Source organism: Bradyrhizobium sp. 159, from assembly GCF_023073795.1.
In the GTDB taxonomy this organism is placed as follows: domain Bacteria; phylum Pseudomonadota; class Alphaproteobacteria; order Rhizobiales; family Xanthobacteraceae; genus Bradyrhizobium.
The window spans coordinates 25,424-50,506 of sequence record NZ_JADPKE010000031.1 but is presented as its reverse complement, the minus strand read 5'-3'; the positions used below and the strand labels follow the sequence as shown (position 1 = coordinate 50,506).

The following is a 25,083-nucleotide window of genomic DNA, read 5'->3' as shown; positions in this document are numbered from 1 at the left end:
TTTGCCCTTCACACTATACATGCCGTCGGTCAGCCCCGCTCGTCGATCTGACGCGACAGGATGGCGGAAAATTCATCCGCGAAGCCCTCGAGCCGCTGGGCCTGCCGGTTCACCTCGGAGGTGAACTTATTGTAGAAAATAGTGGCAGGAATGGCGGCGATAAGGCCGACGGCGGTCGCAAACAGCGCCTCGGCAATACCGGGAGCCACCACCGCCAGAGAGGTATTTTTCGACGCCGCGATCGACTGGAAGCTCGACATGATGCCCCAGACCGTGCCGAACAGGCCGACGAAGGGGCCGGCGGAGCCGACCGTCGCGAGCACCAAGAGCCGGCGTTCCAGCCGCTCGACCTCGCGCGCGATCGACACGTTCATCACCTTGTCGATGCGCATCTGGAGGCCCGCGACCGAGCGGGCATGGCTCTCGAAGGAACGCTTCCATTCGCGCATCGCCGCGACGAAACAGGCCGCCATGGAATGGGTCGGCTTGGCCGAGAGCGTGCGATAGAGCTCCTCGATCGATTCGCCGGACCAGAAGGCCTGCTCAAATCGGTCCATCGAGCGCCGCGTGCGCGCGTAAAGAAAGATCTTGTCGATGGCGATCGCCCAGACCCAGACCGAACAGGACAGAAGTCCCAGCATCACCGCCTTCACGATCCAGTGAGCCTGCCAGAACAGCGCAATCAGCGACACGTCGGCGGAGGCAGCAACCGGAAGGGCTGACTGAGCCACGTCGGCCGGATTCATAAGCAGTATCCTCTCAAGGCGATCGTTACCTGACGTCCTTCGGCCAGCAAATGGCTGCCGGTGTTCCCCAACAGCCGCGCTAGAACCGGCGCGGCTGGCAAGCCCGCTCAAAGCCTTGTCTTTTTGGGGTGCAGGGCTCGTCCAAAGGCTCTTCCAAAGCCGGTCGCCTGCATTCCCCGCCAAGATGTCAAAACTATGGGCTTCGACACGGCTTCGGGCGCGACTGTCCGCAATTACCAGAGCCCGGCGTTGGTTAATGCCGGGTTACCGCCAGCGAGTTTGGCTACGGGAAAGGCAGGCAACGCAGGGGGATGGAGGCAGGCAGGGTCCGCGGCGTCGGGACAGGGGAGTTCCGCCTCCTCCGTCCCGTGCCTGCAGGAACCAGCTCTCGCCCGGAAAAGTTGTCCCAGAAATTCATTTTTGCGAGGTTTTCCATGAGCATCAACCCCAAAACGACCGCCGCAGTCGGCGACCACCCTCTGCACCCCATGCTGATTCCATTCCCCGTCGCGTTCCTGGTCGGCGCGCCCATCGCCGATCTGGCATTCATCGGAACCGGCGATACTTTCTGGGCGCGCGCCGCGATCTGGCTGATCGGAGCCGGCATCGTCATGGCGCTCGTTGCTGCTGCGGCCGGCTTTACGGACTTCTTCAGCGAGCCCCGGATCCGCCGCCTGAATGATGCCTGGTACCACATGGTCGGCAATCTCGCGGCGGTCGTGCTGGCGCTGGTGAACTTCTATCTCCGCTACGCGCAAGGCACTGAAGCTGCGGTCAAGCCGTGGGGCGTGGTGCTGTCGCTCATCGTCGTCGGTATCCTCCTGTTCACGGGATGGAAGGGCTGGGAAATGGTGTATCGGCATCACGTCGCGGTGCTGGACGCGCCAGGCCAGACCAGTTCGGAGCCGGTCACGCCACATCGTGGCGGCGAGAGCCACCGGCGGGCCGCCTGACGCCGTGCCGATGCTGATGTTCTGAAAGGCTTGTGACCTCCGCCGATCGCCACATTGGCGCCGATCATCATGCCGGTGGCACGGTCGAAATCCTCGGCGATCGGCCGCTGCGCTCGACCTGGCGTGCGCTCGGTGCCGTTTCCGTGAGACTACGTGCTTGCATAGCAGGCATTCAGGACCATATGTTCGTCGAGCTTCGGCCGACTGCTTTGGCCGAATGTACCAGCAAAGCATCTCGTTCGCGACCCCGCGGTGGCACGCCATCAGCGGGGTTTTTCACAGGCGGCCGACTTTGGCGCCGCCGGAGCGAAACGCATCATCTTCGTTCAAGGTCACTCTGAAAACATGTCGCCCAACACCGCCGCCGACGACCAGCATGACGACATCATGTATCCCTCCGCCCTGCCGTTTCTGCTGGTCCATCTCGGCTGCGTTGCAGCGATCTGGTCAGGCATCGATTGGCAGGCACTCGTGATCTGCGTCTTACTGTATTGCGTGCGGATGTTTGCGATCGGAGCCGGCTACCACCGCTACTTCTCACATCGGGCGTTTGCGACCGGCCGAGTGTTTCAGTTTATCCTGGCCTGCCTCGCGCAGAGCAGCGCGCAGAAGAGCGTCCTGTGGTGGGCGGCCAAGCATCGGCACCATCACCTGCATTCCGATACGGAAACCGACGTGCACTCGCCGCGTCACCGCGGCTTCCTCTACAGCCATCTCGGCTGGATTTTTTCCCGGCAGCACGACGCCACCGACCTCGTCAAGATCGCCGATTTCGCCGCTTATCCGGAGCTGATGTGGCTGCATCGGCTCGAGCTGCTGCCGGCCTTTGTGCTTGCAGCGCTCTGCTTCCTGGTGGCGGGCTGGTCAGGTCTGGTCGTCGGCTTCCTCTGGAGCACGGTGCTGGTCTATCACGCGACCTTCTGCATCAATTCCCTCGCCCATGTGCATGGACGCAAGCGGTACGTGACGGGTGATGATTCCCGCAACAATTGGCTGCTGGCGTTGTTCACCCTGGGCGAGGGCTGGCACAACAATCACCACGCCTACCAGAGCAGCGTGCGACAAGGCTTTCGCTGGTGGGAGATCGACGTGACCTATTACGTCCTGAAGGTCTTGTCGTGGGTCGGCGTCGTCTGGAACATGAAGGCGCCGCCCGAACAGGTGCTGCGCAACGAGCAACCGCTCGGCTCGCGGGTCATCAATCGGGCGGCCCGCGAACTTGCCGGACGTTTCGATGCGCAGACCTTGGCGCATGCGATCTCGTCGGCGCGGCGCCGGGCCGACCTCGCCCAGCTGCAACTGCCGACGCTGCACGACATCCTCAACCGCGCGCACGAAGGCGTCGATGCGCTGACGCATCTGCATCTGCCGAAGATCCCGAGCCGGGACGAGTTTCTCGCCGAGGCCAAGGCGATGTTCGCGCGAACACGATCGCTCAACGAAATCGTGGACCACGCCTACGAACACTTCCTGGCGTCGGTCCGCGCGCAGCTCGCGACCACGACCTGAACGTTGCGGCTGACCGCCGCGCTTCCCTGAAAACCAAACCGCCCGCCTGCGGGTTGCGCAGGCGGGCGGCTCGGGGCCATCAGGACTTTGGGGGCATGCGCCTGAAGGCTTTGAGAGGTGTCAACCCTGCTGCTGGTCTGTCGGCGGCGGGGTCGGACGCGTCTTGTGCTGCGCCATGAACTGGTCGAACTCTTCCTTGTCCTTGGCGTGACGCAGCCGGGTCAGAAAATCCTTGAACTCGCGCTGCTCTTCCTCGAGCCGCTGCAGCGTCTCGGCGCGATATTCGTCGAAGGCGCGGTTGCCGGATGACGGCGGGCCGAAGCCAAAGCCGAAGCCACGGCGCTCCATGCGATCGCGCATGCGGTCCATCCTGTACTGCATCTTCTCCATCTTGTTCTGCCAGCGATCCTGGTGGCTCCAGCACGACATTCTTCTGCTCCCGAGTGTGAAAAAGAGAAGGGCAAGTCCGATCGGCCACCAGATGATGAAGCCGAGAATGGTCACGGCGATCCAGCCGGGATGCCAGGGCGTCTCCAGCATGTGAGGACGCTGGTACTGTTGGTATTGGTCCGAGGGGCCGCGCCATCGATTGACATCAGCGGTGTAGGCCATTTCCATCTCCATGACGGCATCAGCGCCGTTGTGAATGTAAATAACATTTACATAGCTAGACCATCCCGCGATTTTGTCAAGCCAGCCGCCAGACAGGGGCGCCGAATTATTTGCGCAATTTTATTTCGGCTTGCCCCAGGGGCCGCCGGGCGGCACGCCTGAACCGGAGGACGCCTCCGGTGGCACCGGCGGCGGCTCGGCGCTCTTCTTCTGCGGGCGGCGATCGGTTGGGAAGCCGAGACCGCGCAGATAGATCAGCACCTCGGCTTCGAGCAGTTCATCCGGCGACATCGGCAGTTTTCGTCGCGCGGCATCGCCGCGGGAAAACAAGGAGGCCACGCCATGCGCCATCGACCAGATGTGCAGCGCCATCATCATCGCCGGCGGCCGCGGCGTGCCAGGAGGCGCCAATGCCGCGAGCCGCTCCGCGGCGGCGCGAATGATGTTGAAGGCGCGCTCGCTGGCGGCCTGTAGCGCCGGATTGGCATCGACCGGCAGGCCGGACTCGAACATCGCGTTATAGAAAGCGGGCTCATCGCGGGCGAAGGCAAGGTAGGCCTTGCCGACGCGCTCGAACGCGGTGACCGTGTCGGGACGCCCATCGTCCCAGGCCGAAGTCAGGCGCGCCTCGAACTGCTCGAAGCCGCGCTGGGCGATCGAGGACAACAGCTCGTCGCGGTCACGAAAATGCCGATAGGGCGCCGCCGCGCTGACCCCGGCCATGCGCGCAGCATCGGCAAAGGTGAAGCCGGCCGCGCCCTTCTCGGCAATCAGCCCGAGAGCGGCCTGCAACAGGGCCTCCTTCAGATTGCCGTGGTGATAGCCGCGCTCGGCGCGGCGTTGCTCCTTGCGCCAGCTCATGTGAACGACTTTTACATGAGCCGGGCGTGAAGGTCACTAGCGGCGATGAGGCATCATTAACCCGTATTTCGCACGTCCAGGCCGGTCCGATGCGTCAGTATCGGGCCCAGGAAGGAAGTTCGGCCGAAAGCTACATCTGCGGAATGGGCAGCACGGGCATGACTTCGATCGCCTCGCCCGGGAAGATCGCAAAATGCGGATGGTTCTCGAACAGCCTGGCAGCTTCCTCTTGCGAGGCAGCCCGCACGACCGTGAAGCCGGTCAGGGCATTGCTGACCTCGGTGATGCCGCTCGCGTCGATCCTGCGGGTCTTGCCAAGCGGGCCGCCCATCTCGACGATGACGGCTTGGTGCTTCTCGACCCAGCCGTGCCAGGCGGCCATGCCCTCCTGCTCCCTTGCTTTCCGTTCGGCCTCGGGCAGCGCGCGCCAGGCCGCCATTTTCGTACCCGTCATGCTGCCGAGATAGACAGCGAGAAATTTCTGTTCGGTGCTCATCGGTTCTCTCCTTGTTGATCGATTGACGCTAGCCGCGATTCATCGCGACCCGCTGTGGCTACTTCTTCAGGTCGTCGAATCCGGCGGCGGCGTGCTGCACGTCGGGGGGAAAGTCGCTCATCTCCTGCACCTGCCGGATCTCGATGATTTCGTTCGGCGAGGCCGGACACTTCTTGGCCCATGCGATCGCTTCCTCGCGCGAGGCGACCTCGATCATCCAGTAACCACCCAGGACCTCCTTGGCCTCAGTGAAAGGCCCGTCGGTCACGACAGGCACGCCGGTCGCAAACGAGACCCGTGCGCCCATCGAGGGCGGATGCAGGCCGTCGAGCGTGATCAGCACGCCGGCATCCTTCAGCGCCTCGTTGTAGCGCATCATCGCAGCAACGCGTTCTGGATCGAGCTGCACGTCCGGCGGAGCGCTCTCGTAACCGAGCGGGATCATGAGCATCATAAATCGCATGAGAGTTCCTCGTTATTCGCTATCATTTCCGCGGCGCGACGAAGTCACGAGCCCGGAATCCATTCATCCACCATTGCTGCCGCGCAACGGATTCCGGACCGCGCTATCCGCGCCCCGGAATGACGGCGGCGGAGAGCTATTTTTTCGCCGCATGGGCGCGCGTGCGCTCTTCCTGCTCGCGCAGTTCGGGGGTGAAGGCTTCGCCAAAATCGTCGGCCGAAAACACTTGGCGGATCTCGATCTCGGAGCCGGAGTCGAACGGCGCACGCTTCATCCAGGCGATAGCCTCGTCGAGCGATGCAGTCTTGATCAGCCAGAAGCCGGCGATCAGATCGGGGGAGAGATCGAACGGACCGCGGGTGACGCTCGCCTCCGACCGCGCTGAATATCTGACCCGGGCGCCCTTCACCGTCGGATGCAGGCCCTCGCCGGCCTCGATCACGCCGGCCTTGGCCATCTCCTCGTTGAACCTGCCCATGGCCGCCAGCATCTCCGTGCTCGGCATCTTGCCGGCCTCGGTATCCTGGTTTGCCTTGACGATCACCATGAAACGCATCGACGTGCTCCGTGATATGCATGGAAGGGGGCCGGTCCGGCCCCTGCTCCCAAGTAAGACGAATGCGATCTCCTCGAGCCGACACCGAGCTGGAGATAATTTGGTCGCTCTGGAAGCCAGTCGCCGCGGCTTCGGCGAAAACGGCTGTCGATGCGGCCGAGCCCCAGTTTCCGACGTGAAGAACTCGACCTTGCGAAGCCTCGATCCGCCACGCGGGGAAACTTGACAAGACCTGATGCCGGTGAACCGAGGCCAGGCGCGGCATCGGCGGCACCAAGTGATCCCCCGTCCCCCCCCCCGGCAACCGCGAGGTGACGGGGATTGACTGTCGGTTGCCCTTCTTGTCGGAACGAAAGCAAAGTAAAAGGCATGGGCCGCCGTGCGGCTTACGTTTCCGACAGAAAGACAGATCGGCCAATGCCGCAAGCCCCACAAAAAGTCGCCCTCGTCACCGGAGCCGCGCGCGGCATCGGGCTTGCGACCGCGAAGAAGTTCCTCGCCGAGGGCTGGCGCGTGGCGCTGCTCGACGTCGAGAGCGAACTGCTCGGCCGCGCGGTCGCCGAGATCGGCCAGAGCGAGGCGACGCTGGCGCTGACCTGCGATGTCTCAGACAAAGCTGCGGTCGGCACTGCAATGGCCGCGCTCGAACGGCAATTCGGCCGGCTGGATGCGCTCGTCAACAATGCCGGCATCGCGGTGTTCGCGCCGCTGATGGAGACGTCGGAGGCTGACTGGCGCCGCGTGCTCGAAGTCAACCTCACCGGCCCGTTCCTCTGCACGAAGGCGGCGGTGCCCTTGATGCGCGACGGCATTGGCGGCGCCATCGTCAACATCACCTCGATCTCGGCGGTGCGCGCCTCAACGCTGCGCTCGGCCTACGGCACCAGCAAGGCGGGGCTGGCGCACCTCACCAAGCAGCTCGCGGTCGAGCTCGCCTCCTTCAATATCCGCGTCAACGCGGTCGCTCCGGGGCCTGTCGACACCGCAATGGCGAAGCAGGTGCACACCAAGGAGATCCGCGCCGACTATCACGACGCCATTCCGCTCAATCGTTACGGCCTGGAACAGGAGCTCGCGGACGCGATCTACTTCCTGTGCTCGGCAAATGCGAGCTACATCACCGGCCAAATTTTAGCCGTTGATGGCGGCTTCGATGCGGCGGGTATCGGCCTGCCGACACTGCGCGGCCAGCGGCGCAACGGGTAGGCACAGGATATGTAAGGTGGGCAAAGGCGTACGCGCCGTGCCCACCCTCGTTCCGGACTAGCGGTGCCAATGCTGGCACGCGGAGCCTGTCATCGGGCGCGCATTCGCGCGACCCGGTGGCTTTGCCACCCTATGATGTCGAGAGTTCGGAGAGTGCCATGCGACGCGTCACTTTCAAAACCTGGCTGCTCGCGACAGCTCTGCTCGCCTCTGCGCCCGCGGCCGCGGAGATCCGCATCATCCAATCGCCGGGCGGACAGGTCGGGCCGTTCCTCGACCTGTTCGAGCAGGTGCGCGAGAGCGGCGAGCGCGTGGTGATCGACGGTCCTTGCCTGTCCGCCTGCACCCTGGTGCTGAGCATCGTGCCAGGCGAGCGCATCTGTGTCACCAAGCGCGCGGTGCTCGGCTTCCATGCCGCGCGTTCGGTCGACCGGCGGGGGCACATCTATGCCGAGCCGGAGGCATCGGTCGCGGTGCTTGCCGCCTATCCCGGCCCGGTGCGCGACTGGATCAGCCGCCGTGGCGGCCTCACTTCGCGGTTGCTCTTGCTCAAGGGGCGTGATCTCGCCGCGATCTATCCGCGCTGCCGCTGACGAATTTGGCAGCCGCCGCTCTAACGGCCCTTGGCTCGGCTGGTCCGAGGCCATACGGCCGGTTCCCTGTGCTCGCACGCTATGTGCGCACCGGGGTCGTTCGCCATCACGCGCTGGCCGGCTTCAAAAGAGAGTCTGAATCACCGGCACCAGCTTCATGCTGACGCAAATGAGCATCCCCCAAAGAGCAAAATTGATCTGTAGCGCCGCCGCCATCGGTCGCTCCCCTTCCAAGTGACGTCCATCCCAGTTTGTAGATTTTATGACTCACAAATAGCGATTCTGGCGTGCAGATCACAGCCCAATATTGCGTCAATTGTTGTGCGATGCAGTCCGCATCGTTTCACGAAGCGGCCTCACTGCTCGCGCAAAGTGATGCGAATCGTCAATTCATTCCTCGGCCATGCCGGCCAACTGGTTTGCCTTAAGTTCCATTTGACCGACGCGATGCAAGTTTTCCCGCGCGGATCTTGCGCATCGCGCACCGAACTTCGGGTCCGGCATGATACGACATGGCTTCATCTTGCTCACTTCCTGCACAACGCTGCTTGGATGCGCAGTCGCACCGGCGCAGGAGCGTCGCCCGATCGCGTGGGATGGCCTCGGCCAAGACCCCAACAGACGCCCGAACCGCCCTCACATCGCGAAACGGCACGCAACGAATCCCGTCCCCGCGGCAAATGATCCCAATCGGGAGCGGGAACGCGTGCTCGGCACCCTGCGGCCATACTCCGAGGCGTGGTGGGCGGTCCATGACGAGATCGAAGCGGAGAATGACAGGCAGCTCGGCACGAAGCTCGTGATCTGCCCTCGCTGCGTGCAAGCGTCGCCGGCGGGCGCGGACGTGACCGGATCAATCCGATGAGAGGGAACGGCCGATCCGCGCGTGACGGAGCGGCTCCGCGCTCCGTACGATCCATTATGTGTATGTGTCCCCTCTCCCGCGGCTTTGGAGAGAGGGGATCACATTCAATCGATCATGTGGGCGATCGCGCCTGTCACATTCCTTCCGCCGGGCAGTTCACCATCCAGGGAATGCCGAACTTGTCGACGCACATGCCAAAACCCTTGGCCCAGAACGTCTTGCTGTATGGCATGGTGACGCTGCCGCCGTCGGCGAGCGCGTTGAACTTGCGCTCGCCATCCCCGGGGTCCTTGACCGTGAGCGAGATCGAGAAGCCCTGTGGCTTTTGAAAATGCTCGGGCGGCGCGTCGGAGGCCATTAATATGCTGCCGTCGGGCAGCGACATCCGCGCATGCATGATCATCTTCTCGCGCCCGGGCGAGGCGGGCACCTCCGGCGGCGCGTCCGAGGCGCGCATCATCGCATCGATCTTGCCGCCGAGAACCTTGACGTAATAGTTGAACGCAGCTTCGCAGGTGTCCTGATAGAACAGATAGGGATTGAGCATCGTTTCTCTCCTCTTCGCTTCCAGTGAGACTTATTGTTTCTCCGTGAGCTTCTTCAGGCTGACGAGGCCGACCTCGAAATCCTTGCCGATCATGCTGTCCATGTTGATGAACACCTGCATCAGCTTGGACAGGAACGGGGCCGGACCATACATCGCCCATGTGATCAGTGTGGCATCACCTTGCGGCACAAAGGTGAACTCGGCGCTGTTGTGGCCTTCGAACGGGCGCTCGAAATCAAGCTTGATGCGGAGCCTCAAAGGCGCGTTCGCCTCGAGGATCTCCATGTGGCCGGCGCCGACATTGTTGTTCCCGTCCCAGGCATAGGTCGCGCCCTTGCCTTCCGCGGCTCCGCCGAAGGTCCGCCTCATGGCGGGATCGCGGCTCTCGTAGGGCGACCAGGCGGTCCAGCGGTGGAAATCGGCCACCTGCGGATAGATCGCGTCGGCCGGCGCTTTCACGGTGAGAGTGCGCTCGACACGGAATGTGTCGGGTTTCGTCAGGGCAAAGACGAGCACGGCCGCAATTCCGGCCGCGAGGACGATTGCGATGACGGCAATGGCTTTCAGCATGGAATGGCTCCCGGGGTACAGGTATAGGACGAACGAGCGAGGCCCCGGCCGACAAGATCGAAACGAAATTTTTGGCACGCTGCCCGCCCCACGTCATGGCCGGGCCATCCACGTTCTTCGACGCCGATGGCAAGACAGGGATGCCCGGGACAAGCCGGGCATGACGACCGCGACGGTTTGCGCCCTATTTCGCCTTGGCGCTTTCCTTCGGCTTCGGCTGGCTGTCCCGGATCAGGCGATCGAGATGCATGCGGATGTGGGCGGCTTCCGCGGAGGTGTTGGCGAGTGCGATGGCGCGGTCGAAGGCGATGCGGGCCTCGTCGTTGCGGCCGAGCTGCATCAGGAAGGCACCGCGCACGCCGTAGAAATGGAAGTAGTTGGCAAGCTTCGGCGCCAGCGGCTCGATCAGGTCCAGCGCGGCCTGCGGTCCGCGCACCTTGGAGACCGCGACGGACCGGTTGAGCGTCACCACCGGCGAGGGCTGCAGCACTTCGAGCGCGCCGTAGAGCAGGTCGATCTGCGTCCAGTCGGTCTCCTCTGGCGTCGGTGCCCGCGCATGCAGCGCGGCGATCGCGGCCTGGATCTGATAGGGCCCGCTGTGGCGGTGGCGCATCGCCTTGTCGATCAGGGCAAGGCCCTCCGCGATCATGGTGCCGTTCCACAGCGAACGGTCCTGGTCCTCCAGCAGGATCAGCGACCCGTCCGGGGCAAAGCGGGCGGCGCTGCGCGCATGTTGCAACAGGATCAGCGCCGTCAGGCCCATGATCTCCGGCTCGCTCTGGAACAGCCGCAGCAGCAGCCGCGCCAGCCGGATCGCCTCTTCACACAGCGGCTTGCGGAGCTCCGCGGTTTCGCCGCTCGCCGAATAGCCCTCGTTGAAGATCAGGTAGATCATTGCCGCGACGCCGGCGAGCCGCTCGGAACGCTCGACCGCGCCGGGCGCTTCGAAGGGTACGCCGGCGTCGGCGACCTTTGCCTTGGCGCGGGTGATGCGCTGCTCCATTGCGGCTTCCGAAACCAGGAAGGCGCGCGCGATCTGCTTCACGGTGAGACCGGAGACGATGCGCAGCGCCAGCGCGATCTGCTGCGTCGCCGGCAACTGCGGATGGCAGCAGATGAACATCAGGCGCAAAATATCGTCGCGGTAGTGCGAGCCGTCGAGCCGCTCCGCGAGCGCGCCCTCGGCGTCGTCGAGATCGGAGATCGCTTGGTCGTCCTCTGGCAGCGGTTGCTGCTTGCGGGCGCGGCGGACCTCGTCGATCGCGACGTTGCGGCCGACCATGATCAGCCAGGCTGCGGGATCGCGCGGCGGCCCATTCTGCGGCCAGGTTTTCAGCGCGCGCAAGCAGGCGTTCTGAAAGGCCTCTTCGGCGGTGTCGAGATCGCGGAAATAGCGCAGCAGGGCGCCGACCGCCTGAGGGCGCGCCGAGGTCAGCGCAGTCTCGATCCAGCCGGTGTCGGCCTCGCTCACGTCAGATCCCTCCGGGCCTGAACACGCCGACGGGGCGCACCTCATAGGCGCCGCCGGGATTGGCAGCGCCGAGGTCGCGGGCGACATCGAGCGCGTCGTCGAGGTTCTTGCAGTCGACGATGTAGAAGCCGAGGAGTTGCTCCTTGGTTTCCGCATAGGGGCCGTCGAGCACCAGCGGCGGGTCTTCCTTGCGCAGCGTCGCCGCCGCGGTGGTCGGCAACAGCCGCGCCACCGGCCCGAGCCGGCCCTGCTTGGTGAGCTTCTCCTGCACCACGGCGAGCTTCTTCATCACGGCCTCGTCCTGGTCCTTGCTCCAGGAGCCGACGAAGTCCTCATCGTGGTAGCAAAGAATGGCATAAAGCATAGGCGACACTTCCCTCGTCTGTTCTAAAGACGCGCCAATATGCCTCGCCCCGACAGGGCTGCGGAAAAAATTTGCAAGAAAAATCCGGCAGATCGTGCCAAGGAGGGCCTTCTCAAGCGGAACTCGACGAGGCACTTCGAATGACCCTGGGCACACTGGCCGTCCTGATCAACAGCACGCAGCAGAACTGGCTGCCGGAGCGCTGGAAGACCCGGTTCGAGACGGTCTGCGGCGGCCGTCCCGTGGTGCTGCTGCCTGATGCGGGGCTCGATCCGGCCGAGGTGCACTATGCCGCCGTGTGGAAACCGGTGCCGGGCGATCTCGGTGCCTTCCCCAATCTGCGTGCGATCTTCAATCTGGGCGCCGGCGTGGACGCGCTGATGGCCGACAGGAGCCTGCCCGATGTGCCGCTGGTGCGCGTCGCAGTGCCCGACCTGACCAACCGCATGACTGAATATGTCGTGCTACATGTGCTGATGCACCATCGCCAGGAACTCTATTTGCGCCAGTGCCAGCGCGAGAAGCGCTGGGAGCCGATTTATCAATGGCCTGCAAGCGCGGTCACAGTGGGCATCATGGGGCTCGGCACGCTGGGCAGTGATGCGGCCGACGTGGTGCGCCGGCTCGGCTTCCGCGTCACCGGCTGGAGCCGCAGCCCGCGCGCGATCGAGGGCGTGGAATGCTTCCACGGCGCAGCCGGAATCGACGCGTTCCTGCGCGCGACCGACATCCTGGTCTGCCTGCTGCCGCTGACGCCTGACACGCACGGCATCCTCAACGGCGACGTCTTCACAAAGCTCAACCGCAGCAGCCCGCTCGGCGCGCCGGTGCTGATCAACGCCGGCCGCGGCGGCTTGCAGAACGAAGCCGACATCCTGGCCTGCCTCGATGACGGCACGCTGGGCGCCGCCTCGCTCGACGTTTTCGTCCAGGAGCCGCAGCCAGCGGATAGCCGGTTCTGGGCCCATCCCAAGGTGCTGCTGACGCCGCACAATGCGGCCGACACTGACGCGGATGCGATCTCGGCCTACGTCGCCGAGCAGATCGCGCGGTTCGAAGCGGGCGGCGTGCTGGAGAACGTGGTGCATCGGGCGAGAGGGTATTAGCGCTCCGTCCGGTTTGGCAAGACGCACGACCGCGCCTCACCCTCGATGTCGTCCCGGCCTGCACCGGACGGCTCAGTTTTTGGCCCCAGTCCCCACCATCACGTCGATCGCGCCGCTTACGATCGCCTCCAGCTCCTTGCGCGGAACGTGGGCGCGGGAGCGGATGGCGATCGTGTGCACGGTCGCGGATGCGACCTGCGCCAGCACCGCCGGCTCGGCGCTATCAGGCAGTTCGCCCTTCTCCTTGGCGCGGCGGAAGCAACTGGCAAAGGCCTTGTCGAGTTCAGTGAGACCGTCGAGCACCATGGCGCGGATCTCGGGATCACTCACTGCCTCGGATGCCGCAGTCACCACCGTGAAGCAGCCTCGCGGACCAGTGTCGCCCGAAAGATAGATGTTTAGCGCGGAGGCGAAGATGCGCTCGAGGCGCTGACGCACCGGCATTTCCTGACGAAAGATCTCCGCCATCGACGCGCGCGCTTCCTCCCGGTAGCGCTGGTAGCTCTTGATGTAGAGCTCGCGCTTGTCGCCGAACGCCCCATAGAGGCTCGGCCGGTTCATGCCGGTGGCTTCGCTGAGATCGTCCAGCGAGGTTGCGGCAAAGCCCTGCTTGCGGAACAGGTCGAGCGCCCTGCCAAGCGCGACGCCGGGCTCATAGGCACGCGGCCGGCCGCGGCGCCTGGGTCCACTGGCAGAAACTGGCGGCTTCGATTTTTGTACCATTTCGCAAGATAATCCTTGACCGGCCTTATATTATGCAAGACAGTATAAAAATCAATCTGGCCAGGTTGAGCGACACCCCAGAACGAATTGCCCCAGGAGGCTACAGATGGATCTCTATTTCTCGCCGCTCGCCTGCTCGATGGCGACCCGCGTCGCGCTGTACGAAGCTGGCGCTGAAGCGAACTATCTCGAAGTCGATCCGCCGACCAAGACAGTGCTGAGCGACGGCTCCGACTTCCGCACCGTGAACCCGATTGGCCTCGTGCCGACTCTGCGCACGGACGAGGGCGTGGTGCTGACCGAGAACGCCGCGATCCTGCAATATGTCGCCGATCGTTTTCCGCAATCCGGCCTCGGCGCCGCCGCCGGTATCGAGCGCACGCGGCTGCATCAATGGCTCTGCTTTGTCGGCACCGAGCTGCACAAAGCCCTGTTCGTCCCGTTGCTCGACCGCAAGGCGCCGCAGGAGGCCAAGGCCTATGCGCTGGAGAAGAACCTGTCGCGGCTCGACTATCTCGACAATCATCTCAAGGGACGTGAATTCCTGCTCCACCATTTCAGTGTCGCCGACGCCTATCTCGTCACGGTCATCAACTGGACCATGGCGACGCCGCCGATCGAGCTCGCGAAATGGCCGAACCTGAAGGCCTATTACGAGGGCCTGCGCCAGCGGCCCTCGATCGCACGCGCGATCGCGGAGGAGTTCGAGCTGTACAAGGCCGAGCTCGCGCGGAAGAAGGCCGCGGCGTAAGCCTGAGGCATCGAAATGCCGTCCCGACAGCTGCCGGGACGGCGCGAATCTATCCGTAGAGCACCCGCGGCAGCAGCGTGACAATGCCGGGCCACAGCGTCAGCAGCAGCACGAAGCCGATCATGATCATCAGATAGGGCATCGTCACGCGGGCGATGTAGCCGAGACCATCTTCGGTCAGGCCCTGGATCACGAACAGGTTGAAGCCGACCGGCGGGGTGATCTGCGCCATCTCGACGGCCAGCACCAGGAAGACGCCGAACCAGATCTCGTCGAAGCCCGCCGCCTTCACGATCGGCAGCACGATCGGCAGCGTCATCACGATCATCGAGAAGCCGTCGAGGAAGCAGCCGAGGACGAGATAGAAGACGACCAGCACCACGATCAGCATGAAGGGCGACAGGCCCAAGCCCTTCACGAAGGCGGCAATCGCCTGTGGGATTCCGAGGAAGGCAGCCGCGTTGCCGAGGATCGAGGCGCCGAGCACGATCAGCGCGATCATCGAGCAGGTGACCACCGAGCCGATCAGCACGTCCCGCATCACCTGCTGCGACATCGCTCCTTGCGCCCATGCGACAAGCGCGGCGCCGAGGACGCCGACAGCCGCAGCTTCCGACGGGGTCGCGAGACCGCCATACATGGAGCCGAGCACACAGACGATGAGGAACAGGGCCGGCGCAAGATCCTTCAGCGCCGCAAAGCGCTCGCTCCAGGGCAACTGCGAAAGCTTTGCTTCCGTCTCCGGCACCATGCTGCGGTTGAGGCTCGTGTGCAGCATCACCCAGGCCATGAAGGCGGCGGCGAGCAAGAAGCCGGGCAGCACGCCGGCGGTGAACAGTTTCAAAATCGAGACGTCGCCGAGCACGCCGTAGATGATCATGATGTTGGACGGCGGGATCAGGAAGCCGAGCGTGCCGGCGCCGGCGAGCGAGCCGATCGCGATGTCGCGCGAATAGCCGCGGCGCAGCAGCTCGTTGAGCGACATGCGGCCGATCACCTGCGTAGTCGCGGCCGACGAGCCTGAGATCGCGGCGAAGATGGTACAGCCGATCACGTTCACATGCAGCAGGCGACCGGGCAAAAGCCCAGCCCACGGCGCGAGTCCCTGAAACAGCGAACGCGACAAGCGGGTACGAAACAACAGCTCGCCCATCAGGATGAACAGCGGCAGCGCCAGCAGCTCCTGCGTGGTCAGGATGTTCCAGGCATATTGCGGCAGCAGCTTGTCGAGCGGGATCGAGCGGAACATCGCGAGCAGCAGCGTCGCGGTGAGCGCCAACGTCAGGCCGATCCAAACGCCGCAGGCCAGCAACGCGAACAGGATCACGAAAAGGGCAACGACTTCGATGGTCATGGGATCCGCTGTCCGGAGGCTGGCGCGTGGGCGATCATTCGACGGGCGAGGCCTTCATGCGGTGATCCTCCAGCGGCAGGCCGAGCACGGCCTGGATCGCGCGCGCCAGGAACTGAAGCGTCAAGAGCAGCATGCCGAACGTAACGACGGCTTGTGGAAACCATAGCGGCGTATCGCTCGAGGTCGAGACCTGGCCGCGCACATAGGCGCCGAAGGCAAACTTCGCCATGGCTGAGGTCAGGAACGCCATGAAAGCGAAGCCGGCAGCCGCCGACAGGACCTCGAGTACGCGCTGCACCGAGGCCGGCGCGTTCTTGAGCAGCAGGACGACTCGGATATGACCGCCGACACGCAGCGTCATCGCGGCGCCAAAAGTGAAGGACGCCGCCATCAGATAGGACGAGTATTCCCAGGCGATCGAGATCGACGGCGGGAAGAATGAAAAGAAGTTCGAGAGGAAGCGCGTTGCGACCTCGCACAGCATCAGCAGTGCCAGCATCAACAGACAGCCGCCGCCGATCCAGCCGTCGAGCCGGCCGAGGCGGTCGATGCCGTCGAGCAGGATGCGCAGCGGCGCCGGCGCCGCTGCATTGAGGCTCTGCGGAGCTTCGGGCGAGACGCTCACGACGCCTTCACCATCAGCCACGCTTCATTTCGGCGAGATAAGCCCGCACCGGCTTGTCGGCTGCCGGCACGCGTTTGAGGAACGCGTCGAGCTGCGGCGCGGTCTTGGCCCGAATGTCGGTCATCATCGCGTCCGAGACCGGCACCACCTCCATGCCGCCCTCCTTCAGACGATTGAGGCTGTCTACATCGGCCTTGAGCGAGTTGGCCCAGAAGCCCGGCTCCATCTTGCCGGCGATGCCGGCGATGAGCTGCTGCTGATCGGCGCTGAGCGCCTTCCAGGAATCGAGATTGACGGTGAGCATCTGCGACGACCAGACGTGGTTGGTTGGGTAGACGTATTTCAGGAACTCCCAGAATTTTCCGTCGACACCCGACACCGACGACGTCGAGACGCCGGCCACCGCGCCGGAAGCGAGCGCAGGGATGGTCTCGCCCCAGGGAATCATGACCGCGGCCATGCCGATCGCGTTCAGCATGTCGACGGCGTTCTTGTCGGGGACGCGGATCTTGATGTTCTTCAGGCCCTCGACGTTGGCGACCTTGACCTTGAGATGCAGATATTGCGTCGGCCACGGCACGATGTAGAGGATCTTCTGGTTGTTGCGGGCGACGACCTTCTCGTATTCGGGCCGCACGTATTTGTGCAGCACCTTCAGCTCGTCCATCGAGCCGCACAGGAAGGGGATGCTCTCGACGCCCATGAAGGGCTCGTCGCCGACCTGCTGGATGTTGAGGACGTCGGCGAGTGGCACCAGGCCATCGCGCACGGCGCGCAGATGCTCGGGGCCCTTGAAGCCGAGCTGGCCGCCGGCCTTCACCGTGATGTTGACCGTGCCGCCGCTCTGCTTCTTCACCTCCTCGGCGAAGGCAAAAGCGTTCTGGGTGTGGAAATTGCCGTCAGGCCAGACCGTCGACATGTCCCAGCTCACGCCCGCCGCCCGGGCGCGAGTGGAGATGTGGCCGGCCGCAAGCAGCGTGGCTGCGCCCGCGGTGAAGCTTCGTCGCGTGATCATTGCACCCCTCCGTTCGCTACGCGCGCGACGCCTGACGCGTCACCGCGTGTACCCGTAAACTGCAACCGCGTTGTCGGCAGACACGAGGCCGCTCTCGACATCGTCCTTGACGGCCGCTCGATCGCGTTCGATGGGCGCGCCGATCCCGGCACCGCCCGGTGTCAGCACCACCAGTCGATCCTCGGGCGGCACCTGCTGAAAGCCCTTGCCCCGCAGCTTCTTTCCAGACTTCAGGCCGACATAGCCGGCCTCGCCGTCCTTGCCGCCATCACGACCGCGCGGCGGATGATCGATACGGTCGAACGCGGCGAGAATGTCGAACGGGGCATCGACGCCGCTGCCGACCTCGATGATCTGACCGAGCCCGCCGCGGGTGCGCCCTGCTCCGCCGGAATCCGGACGCAGCTCCTTGCGCCAGAAGATCAAAGGCGTCTGCGTCTCTGCGATCTCGACCGGCGTGCCGCGCACACCGCTGGGATAGGCGGTGGCCGACAGCCCGTCCTTGTCGAAGCGCGCACCGGTGCCGCCATTGGAGGTCACCGCCATCGAGAACCCGTAATTGCCGCCGGCGCCGCTTCGCGTCTGTCCGCGGACGTTGAGATTCCACAGGCACGAGGTGCCTTCGGCCGGCACGCGCTCGGGGATGATCTGGCGCAGGCAGCCGAACACGACGTCGGGCAACATCTGGCCGATGATGTGGCGCGAGGCCACCGGCGCCGGCTTCGGCGCATTGAGGATCGCACCCGCCGGCGCCGACACCGTCAGCGGCGAGAGCGAGCCGGCGTTGTTCGGGATCTGCGAGGCAACGACGCAGCCGAGGCCGAACACCGTGTAGGCCGTGGTATAGGACAAGGGCACGTTGATGCCGAACTTGGAGGCGGCCGAGGTGCCGTCGAAATCGACGTGAATGCCTTTGTCCGAAATCGTCAAGGTCGCGGCAAGCGTGACCGGCGCGTCATAGCCGTCGACAACCATGGTGTTGCGCCAGCTTCCTTTCGGAAGTTTCGCGACCTCGGCCAGCACGGCCTCGCGCGAGCGTTCGCAGATGTAGTCGCCGAGCTCGTCGAGCGTATCGATGCCGAACTCCGTCATCATCTCGACCAGGCGCTCGCAGCCAACGTCGTTGCAGCCCGCGAGCGAATAGGTGTCGCCCTCGGTGTCTATAGGCAGCCGCGTGTTGGTGCGGATCATCGCCATCAGCGTCTCGTTGACGACGCCCTGATCGATCAGCTTCAGCATGGGGATGTAGAGCCCCTCCATGAACACGTCGGTGGCATCGGGACCGAAACCGATGCCACCGATGTCCATGAGATGGCTGGTGCAAGAGAAGAGTGCGACGACCTTGCCATCCTTGAAGCACGGCGTGGTGACGACGAAGTCGTTGAGATGGCCGGTGCCCATCCACGGATCGTTGGTGATGTAGGCGTCGCCTTCCTTCATCGTCTGAAGCGGGAAGTGGGCGATGAAGTGCTTGACAGATTCTGCCATCGAATTGACGTGGCCGGGCGTGCCGGTCACCGCCTGCGCCAGCATGCGGCCCTTGAGGTCAAACACGCCGGCAGAGAGGTCGCCGCATTCGCGCACGATTGGACTGAAGGCGGTACGGAGCAGGACCTGCGCCTGCTCCTCGACCACGGCGATCAGCCGGTGCCACATGATCTGGAGGTCGATCAGGCTCGCGCCGCTTGCCTTGTTCATGATCAGGCCGCCTTTCGTTCCATGACGATGCTCCCGGCACCATCGATATGGGCGTCAAAACTGGTCGAGACGAAGGTGGAGGTCTCGTCCTCCGCGATCACGGCAGGGCCTGCAATGGTCGCGCCGGGCGCCATGTCTTCGCGGCGATAGAGCGGGATCTCGATCACCTCGCCTGCGCGGCCATCGAAGAACTTGCGGCTGCCGGCTGCCTTTCCGGCGGGCTTGAGCGCGACGGCCGCGACCGCGGCTGGATTGCGCGCCTCGGTGGTCGCGAGCACCGACCAGCTCAACACCTCGATCGCCGCCCCCGGGATCGGCCGCTCGAACATCGCAGCATAATCCGCCTCGAATTTCTGGCGCAGGCCGGCGAGATCTGCGGTCGTCAGCCGCCGGTTCGGCAGCTCGACCGAGATCTCGTGGCCCTGGCCGACATAGCGCATGAAAGCGGCGCGCCGCTCCCGCACGGGCGCACCGGCGGCGCCGGGTTCGACCAGCGCACGCGCTTCGGTCGCCGTCTCCTGCAAGAGATCGGAGACCGCCTCGGTGTCGAAATCATCGAGTCGGACATGACGACTGCGCACCAGCTCGTAAGCGATGGGCGCCGCGAGGAATCCGACGGCCGATCCGACCCCGGCATTCGAGGGCACGATCACCCGGGAGACGCCGATCTTCTCGGCGACGCGCGCCGCATGCAACGGTGCAGCGCCACCGAACGCGATCAGCGTGTGCTGGCCGACCACGGCGCCGCGCTCGACCGCATGCACGCGCGCCGCGCTCGCCATGTTCTCGCAGACGACCTCATGCACGGCATAAGCGGCGGTTTCCGCAGACAGGCCGAGCGGCTCGCCGACATCGCGCAGCAGCGCCTGTTTGGAAAGCTCCGGGTCGAGCTTGATAGTACCCGCCGCAAAGGCGTCGGGATCGATCAAGCCGAGCGCAACGTCCGCATCGGTCACGGCCGGACGCTGGCCACCGCGGCCGTAGCAGGCCGGCCCCGGCTCCGATGACGCACTTTCCGGACCCACGGTGACGCGCTTCATCGCGTCGACATGGGCAATCGAGCCGCCGCCGGCGCCGATCTCGACCATCTCGATCACGGGGATGCGCACCGGCAGGCCGGAGCCTTTGAGGAAGCGCGCTGCGCGATCGACCTCAAACACGCGCGAGGTCTCAGGCTGATACTTCTCGATGAGGCAGATCTTTGCGGTGGTGCCGCCCATGTCGAAGGACAGCACCTTGGTCTCGCCAAGACGCGCCGCAATCTGCGCCGCGAAAATCGCTCCGCCAGCCGGACCGGACTCGACGAGACGCACTGGAAAGCGCCGCGCCGTCTCGATCGAGGTGACGCCCCCGCCGGAGGTGACGAGATAGATGGCGCCGCGGAACTGCTCGACCTGCAAGGCGTCCGCCATGCGGGCCAGATAGCCGTCGATAAGGGGTTGCACATAGGCGTTCGCAACCGCGGTGGAGGTGCGCTCATACTCGCGAATTTCCGGACACACGGCCGACGACACGGTCACGGAGATGCCGGGCATCTCCTCGCCCAGGATCGCGGCAGCGCGGCGTTCGTGCTCGGGATTGGCGTAGGAGTGCAGGAAGGCGATCGCGACGCTCTCGACGCCTCGCTCGCGCAATTTCGGCGCGAGTGCGCGCACAGCAGTCTCGTCCAGCGGGAGCCGAACGGCACCGTGCGCGTCGATACGCTCGGGGACGGTGAAGCGCAGACTGCGCGGCGCCAGCGGCTTCGGCTTGTCGATGCTGAGGTCATATTGGTCGTAGCGGCTCTCGGTGCCGATATCGAGCACGTCGCGAAAGCCCTCCGTCGCAATCAGCGCGGTTTTCGCGCCGCGCCGCTCGATGATGGCATTGGTCGCGAGCGTGGTGCCGTGAATGAAGACGTCGATGTCGCTGATATGCGCGCGCGCGTCAGCGAGGATGAGGCGCATGCCGTCCAGCACCGCCTGCTCGGGCCGCTGCGGCGTCGTCAGCACCTTGCGCGTCTTGCGCGCCTCGCCCACGTCCAGCACGATATCGGTGAATGTGCCACCGATATCGACGGCAAGCCGCACCTCGGCTCCCTCAAGCATTCCAAATTCTCCGCGCTGATCGTCAAGACTGAGGTCGAAAGCGCAGCAATTTCCATGCCATGGACGACGAGGACAACGCCGCGCCTGACTATTCTGCTTGGCACCTATGCAATAGGCAAGACGTGTTCGACGCCTGCGCGATCAGAGCAGGAATGCAAGCGCCGACTCGCAGCGCTCCTCGACCTTCAGCGTCAGGAGATCGTCGGCGCGGGTGCGGCCGAGATTGACTGCTGCAATCGGAATTTTGCGTTCCGCGGCAGCCTGCACGAAGCGGAATCCGGAATAGACCATCAGCGAGGAGCCGACAATCAGCATGGCGTCGGCCTGCGCCAGATGATCGTGCGCGGTGGCGACAATATCGCGGGGGACGTTCTCGCCGAAGAACACGACGTCGGGCTTGAGGATGCCGCCGCAGGCTTCGCAGGCCGGCACTTCGAAGGACGAAAACTCCTCGTGCTCCAGATCGGCGTCGCCATCAGGTGCATCGGCGGCATCGAGCCTCAGCCAGGCCGTATTCGCGCGACCAAGCGCGTGCTGAAACTCATCGCGCGGCGTCTTGCAGCCGCAGCCCATGCAGCGGACCAGATCGAGTCGGCCGTGCAGGTCGATCACCTGCCGGTGGCCGGCAGACTGATGCAGCCGGTCGACGTTCTGGGTCAGCAGCATCCCGCACCGGCCGTTCGCCTCGAGCCGGGCCAGCGCATGATGCGCATCATTCGGCTTGGCCTGGCCGAACCGCCGCCATCCGATCAGACTGCGCGCCCAATAGCGCCGGCGCGTATGCTCGTCCGACATGAAGGCCTGGAAATTCACCGGCTGGGTGCGCTTCCAATTGCCGTGGCTGTCGCGATAGTCGGGAATGCCCGAATTGGTGCTACAGCCCGCGCCGGTCAGCACGAACAGACGTTCGTGTCGGCCGATGAAATCCTGGAGCGGAAGGTTTGGCAGCGGAGCATTTATCATGGCGCAGATGTAGTTCGTGCGGGCGGGCTTTGCCAGATGATGATAGTCCGCAGCGCCCGGCCGCCTGCAGAGGTGGCTATCTCGGGGACCGGCGCACTGTGCTATCGAGGAGACGAGTTTTCTCTTCTGCTGCAATGCGGGCGGCTTGCTGCAATGTCAGCCGAAATTCGTCCCGTTTCTCGTGCACCGAGGCGATCGCAGGCCCGACCGCGACTCCGAGGCCGATCAGTGCGGCTTCGGAAAGTTGCAGGCTTGCCTCGATGGTTTCCGGCACCGCATCGGTTGCGCCGATCGCATAGAGGTGGCGGGCATGATCGGCGTCCCGCGCACGTGAGACGATCAACACGTCCGGCCGCACTGCGCGGATCCGCTCAACGACAGCATCGATTGCTGGTCGCGACTGAATGGTGATGATCACACCGGTCGTCTGCATCAGGCCGCAGGCTTCGAGAAAGCCCGGTTCTGTCGCATCACCAAAATAGACCTTATGACCATCGCGGCGGTCGCGCGCCACGGCGACGGCTTCGTTGTCGACCGCGATGTAGTTTAGGCCGTGGCTGGTCAGCAGCGAACAGACGACTTTTCCAACGCGGCCGTAGCCGACCACGATGGCCTGCGCCCGGTCCCCGGGTGGCCGAACCGTCAGTTCGGGATCGAGGGTTCGCTCGCCACCCAGTTTCGCGGCCAATCGTCGCCCGAGCATGCCCAAAAACGGCGTCAATGCCATCGTTACGGCGGTGATGGCGATGGCAAAGCTCGACACGCGCGGTTCAATCAGGCCGAGGGCCGCCGCCATCCCGATGCTTACGAAAGCGAATTCGCCAACTGGAGCCAGCAGGCAGCCGACCTCGATCGCCGATGGCCACGAGAGCCTGAAGAGGCGGCCCAGGATGATGAGCACGATCGCCTTGCCGGTCAGAACCCCGATGACGGCGGCCAGCAACCAACCAGGCTCGCGCATGAACACGCGGACGTCGATGGCCATGCCGACGGTGAAGAAGAAGATGCCTAGCAGCAGGCCCTTGAACGGCTCGACGGTGGCCTCAATGGCCTTGCCATACTCCGTTTCAGCCAGCATCAGCCCTGCAACGAATGCTCCGAGCGCCATCGATAGGCCGGCTTGGTGCGCGGCAAGGCCTGCGCCGACGATGACGAACAAGGTTGCCGCGACGAACAACTCCGTCGAATGAGTGCCCGCAACCATCTGGAACAGCGGACGCATCAGCAGCCGTCCGATCAGAATGAGAAAAGCGACCGCCACTACAGCCTTCAAGATCGCACTGGAGATGTGCGTCACGACGGAGCCGTCGCTGCCCGCGCCGAGCACCGAGACGAACACGAGAATGGGAACCACTGCAAGATCCTGGGCCAGCAGCACCGAGAAGCTGGCGCGCCCCGCAACGGTCGCGAGCCGCCTGTCGCTGGACAGAAGCTCAAGCACGATAGCCGTCGAGGACAGCGCAAGGCTTGCGCCGAGGATCACGGCGGTATGGGAATTCTTCCCCGCGAGAAGCGTCGCGCCGAAAATGATCGCGGACGTCGCCAGCACCTGCAGGCCGCCAAGCCCGAACACCAGGCGCCGCATCGTCACGAGCCGCCTGAAGGACAGCTCGAGCCCAATCAGGAATAGCAGGAACACGACGCCGAGATTGGCGATACCTTCGACGTTCTGCGCGTCCACCACGGTGAACCAGTACAGGAACGGGAGGTCCTGAACGAGCGAGCCGAGTCCGAGAGGGCCGAGGATGGCGCCGGCACCAAGATAGCCCAACACCGGATTGATGCCCCAGTGGCGGACGATCGGCACCACGACGCCGGCAGTGCCGAGGACCACCAGCGCGTCACTGTAGGCATTGATGTTTATGGTTGTGGTCACGAAGCCTTCATGTGTCGGCGCTTACCACTAGCGGCAGCGTCGTCCACGATCGATAGCACACGGCGCCGCAGACCCCTACCGGGCTCCGACGGCCTTTGCCGCGCGGGCGTTGGTGGCCAGCACGCCCAGCGAGAAGGCTTGCCTCGCGACCACGATCTAATCGTTGCAACCGGTCGGGCCGTCGCAGATGCGCACGCTCCCAAGCTGACGTTCAGCTCGCCCAATTCTCCCGGAATTCGGGGAACAGCGTCAGGCCTCCGCAGGCATAGATGGTCTGTCCGGTGATGTAGCTCGCATCATCCGAGGCGAGGAAGGCGAACACCGCGGCGATCTCTTCCGGCGTGCCGACACGTCCGAGCGGAATGTGGGAGGTGACGATGCCGCGCTTCTCGGGATCACCGGTCCAGGCCGCGTTGATCGGCGTATCGATCGCGCCGGGTCCAACCGCATTGACGCGAATGCCGCGGCCGGCGAATTCGAGGGCCAGCGTACGCGTCAGATTGGCCATGCCGCCCTTGCTGATCGAATAAGCGAGATAGCCGGGCTTTGGGATGATCTGGTGGACGCTGGAGCAATTGATGATACTGCCACCTCCGCCGCGGGCGACGAAATGCGCGAGCGCCTTCTGGGCGCAAAGCACGGCGCCATTGAGATTGACGTCAATGATGCGACGATAGGTTTCGACGTCGAGCGCATCGCTCCGCGATTCCCGCTGGAAGCCGGCATTGTTGACCAAGCAGTCGAGGCGCTTCCAGCGCGCCAGGACCGTCTCGAACATCGCGGCGATGTCCTGCTCGTTGCCGACATCGGCCTTGACGATGATGTGATCGAGCCTGCCATGACCCCGATCGCCCGATGCCGTCCGCGCCAGCGCAAGCGTCTCCTCGGCTCTTTCAGGATGATCGAAATAATTGATGGCGACGGTCGCGCCTTCCTGGGCGAGCCGGATGGCGACGGCGCGGCCGATGCCTTGCGAGGCGCCGGTCACCAGCGCGTATTGGCCCACGAGGCGCGAGGGAAAGGAGGTTGAGGTTTGTGGCATGAGTTCTCTCCGGGATGCTTGATCATCGGCG

26 protein-coding genes are annotated in these 25,083 nt (G+C 64.4%); 7 read left to right on the top strand and 19 right to left on the bottom strand.

Annotated features, from left to right (window positions below; translation table 11 throughout):
- Window positions 1-29: 29 nt before the first annotated feature.
- Window positions 30-746 (bottom strand): protein TolQ, encoded by a 717-nt coding sequence (gene tolQ, locus IVA96_RS06480; RefSeq protein ID WP_028180156.1) that lies wholly within the window; start codon window positions 744-746, stop codon window positions 30-32.
- A 434-nt stretch (window positions 747-1,180) separates the two neighbouring features.
- Between tolQ and IVA96_RS06475 the strand changes: the two genes are divergently transcribed.
- Together IVA96_RS06475 and IVA96_RS06470 are read left to right on the top strand one after the other, a co-directional pair.
- Window positions 1,181-1,699 carry a DUF2231 domain-containing protein gene (locus tag IVA96_RS06475; protein ID WP_247280201.1) on the top strand — a complete coding sequence of 173 codons (519 nt, stop codon included), beginning with the start codon at window positions 1,181-1,183 and terminating at the stop codon, window positions 1,697-1,699.
- Between the two features lie 345 nt (window positions 1,700-2,044).
- Window positions 2,045-3,208, top strand: coding sequence for a fatty acid desaturase (locus IVA96_RS06470; protein ID WP_247416217.1), 1,164 nt, complete (start codon window positions 2,045-2,047; stop codon window positions 3,206-3,208).
- Between the two features lie 120 nt (window positions 3,209-3,328).
- On the opposite strand, the gene IVA96_RS06465 is transcribed toward IVA96_RS06470, so the two are convergent.
- From IVA96_RS06465 to IVA96_RS06445, 5 genes are all read right to left on the bottom strand, one after another.
- On the bottom strand, window positions 3,329-3,820 hold the full coding sequence (locus tag IVA96_RS06465) for a DUF2852 domain-containing protein (protein WP_247280203.1): 492 nt from the start codon (window positions 3,818-3,820) through the stop codon (window positions 3,329-3,331).
- A gap of 120 nt (window positions 3,821-3,940) precedes the next feature.
- Window positions 3,941-4,681: a TetR/AcrR family transcriptional regulator gene (locus tag IVA96_RS06460; RefSeq protein WP_247280204.1), complete on the bottom strand. Its 741-nt coding sequence runs from the start codon at window positions 4,679-4,681 to the stop codon at window positions 3,941-3,943.
- A gap of 130 nt (window positions 4,682-4,811) precedes the next feature.
- Window positions 4,812-5,177 carry a hypothetical protein gene (locus IVA96_RS06455; RefSeq protein ID WP_247280205.1) on the bottom strand — a complete coding sequence of 122 codons (366 nt, stop codon included), beginning with the start codon at window positions 5,175-5,177 and terminating at the stop codon, window positions 4,812-4,814.
- A gap of 58 nt (window positions 5,178-5,235) precedes the next feature.
- Window positions 5,236-5,640: a YciI family protein gene (locus IVA96_RS06450; protein ID WP_247280206.1), complete on the bottom strand. Its 405-nt coding sequence runs from the start codon at window positions 5,638-5,640 to the stop codon at window positions 5,236-5,238.
- A gap of 136 nt (window positions 5,641-5,776) precedes the next feature.
- Window positions 5,777-6,196, bottom strand: coding sequence for a YciI family protein (locus tag IVA96_RS06445; RefSeq protein WP_247280207.1), 420 nt, complete (start codon window positions 6,194-6,196; stop codon window positions 5,777-5,779).
- Window positions 6,197-6,613: 417 nt separating this feature from the next.
- Here IVA96_RS06445 and IVA96_RS06440 point away from each other — a divergent pair, with 417 nt between their 5' ends.
- The 3 genes from IVA96_RS06440 to IVA96_RS06430 all read left to right on the top strand — a co-directional run bounded on the left by IVA96_RS06440 (window position 6,614) and on the right by IVA96_RS06430 (window position 8,860).
- On the top strand, window positions 6,614-7,402 hold the full coding sequence (locus IVA96_RS06440; protein ID WP_247280208.1) for an SDR family oxidoreductase: 789 nt from the start codon (window positions 6,614-6,616) through the stop codon (window positions 7,400-7,402).
- A 158-nt stretch (window positions 7,403-7,560) separates the two neighbouring features.
- A complete protein-coding gene (locus IVA96_RS06435) occupies window positions 7,561-7,995 on the top strand; it encodes a hypothetical protein (protein WP_247280209.1) in 435 nt (144 codons plus the stop codon).
- 502 nt (window positions 7,996-8,497) lie between these two features.
- Window positions 8,498-8,860, top strand: coding sequence for a hypothetical protein (locus IVA96_RS06430; RefSeq protein WP_247280210.1), 363 nt, complete (start codon window positions 8,498-8,500; stop codon window positions 8,858-8,860).
- 133 nt (window positions 8,861-8,993) lie between these two features.
- Here IVA96_RS06430 and IVA96_RS06425 read toward each other — a convergent pair whose 3' ends face one another.
- From IVA96_RS06425 to IVA96_RS06410, 4 genes are all read right to left on the bottom strand, one after another.
- On the bottom strand, window positions 8,994-9,407 hold the full coding sequence (locus IVA96_RS06425) for a VOC family protein (protein WP_247280211.1): 414 nt from the start codon (window positions 9,405-9,407) through the stop codon (window positions 8,994-8,996).
- A 30-nt stretch (window positions 9,408-9,437) separates the two neighbouring features.
- Complete coding sequence (locus IVA96_RS06420) at window positions 9,438-9,977, bottom strand: SRPBCC family protein (protein ID WP_247280212.1); 540 nt, start codon at window positions 9,975-9,977, stop codon at window positions 9,438-9,440.
- A gap of 184 nt (window positions 9,978-10,161) precedes the next feature.
- Complete coding sequence (locus tag IVA96_RS06415; RefSeq protein WP_247416214.1) at window positions 10,162-11,448, bottom strand: RNA polymerase sigma factor; 1,287 nt, start codon at window positions 11,446-11,448, stop codon at window positions 10,162-10,164.
- Between the two features lies 1 nt (window position 11,449).
- Window positions 11,450-11,812: a YciI family protein gene (locus IVA96_RS06410; RefSeq protein ID WP_247280214.1), complete on the bottom strand. Its 363-nt coding sequence runs from the start codon at window positions 11,810-11,812 to the stop codon at window positions 11,450-11,452.
- Between the two features lie 140 nt (window positions 11,813-11,952).
- Here IVA96_RS06410 and IVA96_RS06405 point away from each other — a divergent pair, with 140 nt between their 5' ends.
- Complete coding sequence (locus IVA96_RS06405) at window positions 11,953-12,918, top strand: glyoxylate/hydroxypyruvate reductase A (RefSeq protein WP_247280215.1); 966 nt, start codon at window positions 11,953-11,955, stop codon at window positions 12,916-12,918.
- Window positions 12,919-12,990: 72 nt separating this feature from the next.
- Here the strand turns inward: IVA96_RS06405 and IVA96_RS06400 are convergent, their stop codons facing one another.
- Complete coding sequence (locus IVA96_RS06400; protein ID WP_247280216.1) at window positions 12,991-13,641, bottom strand: TetR/AcrR family transcriptional regulator; 651 nt, start codon at window positions 13,639-13,641, stop codon at window positions 12,991-12,993.
- A gap of 106 nt (window positions 13,642-13,747) precedes the next feature.
- On the opposite strand from IVA96_RS06400, the gene IVA96_RS06395 reads away from it, so the two are divergent.
- Window positions 13,748-14,392, top strand: coding sequence for a glutathione binding-like protein (locus IVA96_RS06395; RefSeq protein ID WP_247416212.1), 645 nt, complete (start codon window positions 13,748-13,750; stop codon window positions 14,390-14,392).
- A gap of 49 nt (window positions 14,393-14,441) precedes the next feature.
- On the opposite strand, the gene IVA96_RS06390 is transcribed toward IVA96_RS06395, so the two are convergent.
- The 8 genes from IVA96_RS06390 to IVA96_RS06355 all read right to left on the bottom strand — a co-directional run bounded on the left by IVA96_RS06390 (window position 14,442) and on the right by IVA96_RS06355 (window position 25,052).
- A complete protein-coding gene (locus IVA96_RS06390) occupies window positions 14,442-15,746 on the bottom strand; it encodes a TRAP transporter large permease subunit (protein WP_247280218.1) in 1,305 nt (434 codons plus the stop codon).
- Between the two features lie 34 nt (window positions 15,747-15,780).
- Window positions 15,781-16,392 (bottom strand): TRAP transporter small permease, encoded by a 612-nt coding sequence (locus IVA96_RS06385; protein ID WP_247280219.1) that lies wholly within the window; start codon window positions 16,390-16,392, stop codon window positions 15,781-15,783.
- Window positions 16,385-17,386 (bottom strand): TRAP transporter substrate-binding protein, encoded by a 1,002-nt coding sequence (locus IVA96_RS06380; protein ID WP_247280220.1) that lies wholly within the window; start codon window positions 17,384-17,386, stop codon window positions 16,385-16,387. The genes IVA96_RS06385 and IVA96_RS06380 overlap by 8 nt, the downstream gene beginning before the upstream one ends.
- Before the next feature lie 39 nt (window positions 17,387-17,425).
- A complete protein-coding gene (locus tag IVA96_RS06375) occupies window positions 17,426-19,084 on the bottom strand; it encodes a hydantoinase B/oxoprolinase family protein (RefSeq protein WP_247280221.1) in 1,659 nt (552 codons plus the stop codon).
- A 2-nt stretch (window positions 19,085-19,086) separates the two neighbouring features.
- Window positions 19,087-21,171, bottom strand: a complete 2,085-nt coding sequence (locus tag IVA96_RS06370; protein WP_247280222.1) for a hydantoinase/oxoprolinase family protein — start codon at window positions 21,169-21,171, stop codon at window positions 19,087-19,089.
- A 141-nt stretch (window positions 21,172-21,312) separates the two neighbouring features.
- Complete coding sequence (locus IVA96_RS06365) at window positions 21,313-22,134, bottom strand: NAD-dependent protein deacetylase (protein ID WP_247280223.1); 822 nt, start codon at window positions 22,132-22,134, stop codon at window positions 21,313-21,315.
- Window positions 22,135-22,210: 76 nt separating this feature from the next.
- Window positions 22,211-23,968, bottom strand: coding sequence for a cation:proton antiporter (locus IVA96_RS06360; RefSeq protein WP_346347886.1), 1,758 nt, complete (start codon window positions 23,966-23,968; stop codon window positions 22,211-22,213).
- A gap of 253 nt (window positions 23,969-24,221) precedes the next feature.
- Window positions 24,222-25,052, bottom strand: coding sequence for an SDR family oxidoreductase (locus tag IVA96_RS06355; protein ID WP_247416208.1), 831 nt, complete (start codon window positions 25,050-25,052; stop codon window positions 24,222-24,224).
- Between the last annotated feature and the right edge of the window lie 31 nt (window positions 25,053-25,083).